Annotated in this window: 3 protein-coding genes and 2 pseudogenes; all 5 read left to right on the top strand. The window is 71.0% G+C overall.

Annotation, left to right across the window (positions count from 1 at the left end; all coding sequences use genetic code 11):
- Nucleotides 1–94: pseudogene (locus ACIBEC_RS47505) on the top strand (roadblock/LC7 domain-containing protein); the annotation flags it as partial.
- Between the two features lie 162 nt (nucleotides 95–256).
- Entirely contained in the window at nucleotides 257–682 is a 426-nt protein-coding gene (locus tag ACIBEC_RS47500; protein WP_360510186.1) for a DUF742 domain-containing protein, read from the top strand.
- Nucleotides 663–1,241, top strand: coding sequence for an ATP/GTP-binding protein (locus ACIBEC_RS47495; protein ID WP_360510184.1), 579 nt, complete (start codon nucleotides 663–665; stop codon nucleotides 1,239–1,241). Before ACIBEC_RS47500 ends, ACIBEC_RS47495 begins: the two co-directional genes overlap by 20 nt.
- Nucleotides 1,242–1,688: 447 nt before the next feature.
- A complete protein-coding gene (locus tag ACIBEC_RS47490; RefSeq protein WP_360510182.1) occupies nucleotides 1,689–5,021 on the top strand; it encodes a nitrate- and nitrite sensing domain-containing protein in 3,333 nt (1,110 codons plus the stop codon).
- 10 nt (nucleotides 5,022–5,031) lie between these two features.
- Nucleotides 5,032–5,123, top strand: a pseudogene (locus ACIBEC_RS47485) (roadblock/LC7 domain-containing protein); the annotation flags it as partial.

The following is a 5,123-nucleotide window of genomic DNA, read 5'->3' as shown; positions in this document are numbered from 1 at the left end:
CGTCGGCTACGAGATGGCCCTGCTCGTCGACCGCGCCGGCGCCGTCCTCACCCCCGCACTTCGCGCGGAACTCCAGGGCAGTCTCCTGCACTGACCGGAACCGTGCGGATCCACCCACCCGTCCCACCTCCCCGCCGGGTCCGACCCGACCGGACCCGGCGTCTCACTCTCAGCTACCCTCAGGCAGCTGATCCCGCCTCAGCTGGCACGCCCCAGCTGGAACCGGCTGCTCAAGGCTGCAGCACAAGGAGGACCCATGACCCCGCCCTCGACACCCGCCGGCTCGTACGGCAGCGGGTACGGCAGCGGCTACGGCGGGCAGCAGTCCGACGGCTACGAGCAGCAGCCGCTGGTCCGTCCGTACGCGATGACCGGCGGCCGGACCCGTCCCCGCTACCAGCTCGCCATCGAGGCCCTGATCTCCACCACCGGTTCCGCCGAGCGGACCGGCGGGCTGCTGCCCGAGCACGCCCGGATCGTCAACCTCTGCCGTGAGGTCAAGTCCATCGCGGAGATCTCCGCACTGGCCGGTGTCCCGCTCGGTGTCGCTCGCATTCTCGTCGCCGACCTCGCGGAGGCCGGTCTCGTCGCCATCCACCAGCCCGCCGCCGCGGGCGAGTCGGGCGGAACGCCCGATGTCACGCTGCTCGAAAGGGTCCTCAGTGGACTTCGCAAGCTCTAACGGACCCGCCCGTGCCACGACGTCGGCCAAGATCGTCGTGGCGGGCGGCTTCGGTGTCGGCAAGACCACGCTCGTCGGCGCCGTCTCCGAGATCAACCCCCTGCGCACCGAAGCCGTCATGACCTCGGCCTCCGCCGGCATCGACGACCTCAGCCACGTCTCCGGCAAGACGACCACCACCGTCGCCATGGACTTCGGCCGCATCACCCTCGACGAGGACCTCATCCTCTACCTGTTCGGCACCCCCGGACAGGACCGCTTCTGGTTCATGTGGGACGACCTCGTCCGCGGCGCCATCGGCGCCGTCGTCCTCGTCGACACCCGACGCCTCGCCGACTGCTTCCCCGCCCTCGACTACTTCGAGAACAGCGGCCTGCCGTTCGTCGTCGCCCTCAACGGCTTCGACGGACACCAGCCCCACACGGCCGACGAGGTCCGCGAAGCCCTCCAGCTGGGCCCCGACACCCCTGTGGTCACGCTCGACGCCCGCCGCCGCGACAGCGCCAAGAGTGCCCTCATCACCCTCGTCGAACACGCCCTGCTCGCCCGCCTCCGCTGAGCGGGACGCGCCGCGCACCGGACCCGGACGGCCCGGCGGCGAGCGCGCGGGCAACCGGAACCAGTCAGCCCCGTCGGCCCGTCGTTGCAACGGGCCGACGGGGCCGCGCCGCTTACGGGCCGGTGTCCTTCCGGGGCCCCGCGCAAGACCCGTGTATAAGCAGCCGATAACAGTTCGGTAGGCATTTTGTGATCAACAATGACGCAGCGTGGCGATTCAGCGTCACTCAGCGCCAGATGACCACGGTTTTGCTCCGTCATGTCGGTGAATGTCCGGATTGCGCCGACGCGGGTGCCAGACGGCGGCTGTTTGTCCCCCATCCCTGCACGTGCTGAAATTCCAGCTACCCCTGATTCTTTCGTGTCGGCCCGTCCGGCGACGGGTCAGGGCCCGGGGGTAGCGCTGGATTGATCCATGGCCGACTGTCGGCCGAGAGGTAGTTGTCGAGTGAGGCGTAAGCAGCAACCCGCCCCGCAGCGGCGCTCCGAGCCCCGCCAGAGCGAGCCGAACGGTACCCCCGGGAGCCCGGCCGGATTCTCCGCGTTCACTCCCACCGAGGAACGCCCCCCGGCCGCACCGGCTTCGACGCCCCCCAGCCTCGCCTCGGCGCCCCGCAGCGGCGGCGCGCAGGGCGGCGAAGGCGGCACGGGCCGGTACGAGTTCCTCCGCCCGCGGAACTGGCGTGTGCCGACCCGTCTGATCGCGATCCTGCTGATCCCCGTGATCATCAGTCTCGTCTTCGGTGGTCTGCGAGTGAACACCTCGGTCGACGGCTACATCAAGGCCTCCCGCGCCGAGAAGACCGCCGAGCTGGCCAAGGCCGCGACCGAGCTCGCCGAAGCGCTGGAGAACGAGCGCGACAAGACGCTCATACCCCTGCTCACCAAGCAGGACCCGAACAACGAGGTCACCAAGCGCCGCGCCGACACCGACGCCGCGCTGAAGGCCTACAACGCCGCGTACGAGGCCACCGACAAGTCCGGTGAGCTGCCCCGCCGCCACGAGGCCTTCGCGTTCCTGATCCAGGACCTGCCACACCTGCGGGCCAACGCGTACAGCCCCGAGCTGTTCCTCAGCGCGACCGCGAGCGCCTACTCGGTGATGTTCGCCCCGCTGCTGGCCTACGACAACTCGGTCGGCCTGGGCTCCTCCAACGCCACCAGCAAGGGCCGCGCGATCTACGCGATGTCCCTGGCCAAGGCCTCCGCCTCGACCCAGCGCTCGCTGATGCTGAGCCTGCTCGTCGGCATCGCGCAGAACGGCACCACCCGGTACGAGAACGCCGACGCGACCCAGCAGATCGTGGTCGCGGAAAAGCTGGAGCAGGTCTCCCTCAACGAGTTCGACACCGGTAGCGCCCCCGAGGACGCCAAGAAGTACTCGGACGCGCAGGTCGCCCTGGCCAGCGCCCAGAGCGGCTCGGCGAACAAGATGCCGAACGGCCACGCGCCCACCATGCAGGGCCTGCTGGCCCTGGCCGCCGCGTACAGCCAGGCCGCCGCCGAGGGCCAGCTGAAGGGCAAGGCCACCGCCGACGCCGCGTTCGCCGAGGCGAAGGCCTCCGGCCTGACCCCGGACAACTGGAACCAGGCCGCCAACATCCACATCCAGGCCCTGCGGAACACCGAAGTCGCGCTGCTGGACGACGTCCTCACCGATTCCCGCAACCTGAAGGACAACGCGCTCTACGACGCCATCCTCAACACGGTCATCGTCGTCGCCTCGCTGATCCTGGCCGGCCTGCTCACCGGTTACGTCGCCCGCTCGATGATCCTCGGCATGCGCACCCTGCGCAGCGCCGCCCTGGAGATCGCCGACCACCGTCTGCCCGACCTGGTCGAGAAGCTCTCCAAGACCGACCCCGACCGGGTCGACACCTCGGTGACGCCGATCCCGCTGCACGGCAAGGACGAGATCGGCGAAGTCGCCCGGGCATTCGACCAGGTCCACCAGCAGGCCGTGGCGCTCGCCGCCGAGCAGGCCCTGCTGCGAGGGAACGTCAACGCGATCTTCACCAACCTGTCGCGCCGCAGCCAGGGCCTCATCCAGCGCCAGCTGGCGCTGATCACCGACCTGGAGAACAACGAGGCCGACCCGGACCAGCTGGAGAACCTCTTCAAGCTGGACCACCTCGCGACCCGTATGCGCCGCAACGGTGAGAACCTGCTCGTCCTCGCGGGCGAGGAGGCCGGCCGCCGCTGGAACACCCCGGTCCCGCTGGTCGACGTGCTCCGCGCCGCCGCGTCCGAGGTGGAGCAGTACGAGCGCGTCGAGCTCTCCGGCATCCCGGAGGTCGAGGTCGTCGGCGCCGCCGTGACCGACCTCGTCCACCTGCTCGCCGAGCTGCTGGAGAACGCCACCTCGTTCTCCAGCCCGCAGACCCGGGTGCTGGTCAACGCGACCCGCCTGCCGGACGGCCGCGTGCTGGTCGAGATCCACGACAAGGGCATCGGCCTCACCGCCGAGGACTTCGCCGAGATCAACGAGAAGCTGGCCGAGCCGCCCACGGTCGACGCCACCATCTCCCGCCGCATGGGCCTCTTCGTGGTCGGCCGGCTCTCCCAGCGACACGACATCCGCGTCCAGCTCCGTCCGTCCGGCGAGTCGGCCGGCACGACCTCGCTGGTCATGCTCCCGCCGTTCGTCACCCAGGGCGGTGCCGCGCCGGAGCCCGAGGAGCAGTTCACCGTCTCCCGGATCTTCGCCGACCAGGAGCCGACCGACCAGTGGGCGCCCGACGCCCGCGCCCGCAGCGCCGCCGAGCTCGGCTTCGACGACCACCTCACCGGTGTCGGCAACGCCGGCTCCAGCGGGTTCAGCCCGGCCCTGGAGGCCGTCCAGCGCTCGCAGCGCCTCGACCAGGTCCGCCGCGCGGCCCTGGAGGGCGGCGCCCCGGACGGCCCGGTGCTGGACGCCGAGGTCGAGGAGGACTACCAGCAGGGCTACGACCAGTACGCCCCGCAGGGTTACCAGCAGGGCGGCGCCTACGCCGACGACCAGTACGGCTACGAGCAGCAGGGCTACCAGCAGGACGGGTACGCCCAGGACGGCTACGACCAGTACCCGCAGCAGGGCTACGACCAGCAGGGCTACGCCGAGGACCAGTACGCCGACGAGCAGTACGGCTACGACCAGGGCGGCTACGCCGACCAGTACGGCCGCCAGGCGCAGGAGGCCCCGGCCGGTCACCCGTACGCCCCGGAGCCGCCCGCGCTGCCCGCCGCCGACCAGGCGCCCACCACCCTGGCGTCCGGCCTGCCGCAGCGCCGCCCCGGCGAGCAGCTGGCGGGCGGTGGCCCCGGCAGCGCGCCGGCCGGCGCCGTCCCGTCGGGCGACAGCCCGAACTGGTTCGCGGGCGCCAAGGACACCTCGATGCCCCTCGAGTCGCGCGGCCACGACGTGTCCTCGCTCGGCGGTTACGGCCCGACCGGCCCGACCGCCGCCTGGCAGTCGCCGAACGACGGCGACTGGCAGCGGGCCGAGCAGCTGCGCGAGCCCTCCTCCGCCGGGACCACCCAGTCCGGTCTGCCGCGGCGCGTGCCCAAGCAGAACCTGGTGCCCGGCAACGCCAAGCCCACCCCGCAGGACGGGCCGCAGGTCTCCCGCAGCCCCGAGGAGGTCCGTGGCCGCCTCACCAACCTGCGCCGCGGTGTGGAGCAGGGCCGCAGCGCCGGCAACACCGGAAGCTTCCGGATCGACCCCGATCAGGTAGACCAGTCCGGCAACGGACAGAACCGCAGCACCGATCTCTTCGGCGGCTCGAACCACCAGGAGCGTTGAGTTGACTCAGATGAGCCAGGCCGCACAGAACCTGAACTGGCTGATCACCAATTTCGTGGACAACACCCCCGGGGTGTCCCACACCGTGGTGGTCTCCGCGGA

This window comes from Kitasatospora sp. NPDC051164, assembly GCF_044455625.1.
Lineage (GTDB): Bacteria > Actinomycetota > Actinomycetes > Streptomycetales > Streptomycetaceae > Kitasatospora.
The sequence above is the reverse complement of the archived record's forward strand: the minus strand, read 5'-3'. Positions and strand labels throughout refer to the sequence as shown.